Source organism: Kistimonas ophiarachnellae (assembly GCF_057552235.1).
On sequence record NZ_BAAJPA010000062.1, the window covers coordinates 1 to 682 of the forward strand.

The 682-nt window shown below is 58.8% G+C and carries 1 protein-coding gene; it reads right to left on the reverse strand.

The genetic code is table 11. The annotated features are described in order from the left end of the window. Nucleotides 1-682 (reverse strand): Ig-like domain-containing protein (locus tag AC27K1_RS21630; RefSeq protein ID WP_487152870.1); only part of this gene is annotated, 682 nt, incomplete at both ends.

A 682-nucleotide genomic window follows, 5' to 3' on the forward strand; every position in this document is an offset into this window, starting at 1 on the left:
GGTTGCGCCACCCACCAGGCTGGTGACGGTGGCGCCTTCGTCCACCTCAATGCTGTCCACTACTGCAGTCGGGGTCGCGTCACTCAACGGGTTCACGGTGATCGACACTATCGCCTGCGAGGTCTGTCCGTCGCTGTCCTTGATCTCGTAGATGAAACTGTCGCTGAAGTTTTCCGTGCCATTGTGGGTGTAGCTGAAGGTGCCATTTTCGTTCAAGGTCAATGAACCATACGCCACATTCGCCACCAGGCTGACCTTCACCGGCGCATCCGCCAGACCTGTGTCATTGGTCTTTACGTTGGTTGCGCCGCCCACCAGGCTGGTGACGGTGGCGCCTTCATCCACCTCAATGCGGTCCACTACCGCTGCCGGGGTCGTGTCGCTCACTGGCGTCACGATGATCGACACTGTTGCCTGCGAGGCCTCGCCGTCATTGTCCTTGATTTTGTAGGTGAAACTGTCGGCAAAGTTTTCACTGCCGTCATGGGTGTAACTGAAGGTGCCATCTTCGTACAACGCCAATGAACCATGCGTCACATTGGTAACCAAGCTGACCTTCACCGGCGTATCCGCCAGGCCGGTGTCGTTGGCCTTCACGCTGGTTGCGCTACCCACCAGGCTGGTGATGGTCGCGCCTTCGTTTACCACGATGCTGTCCGCTACCGCCGTCGGCGTGGCATCG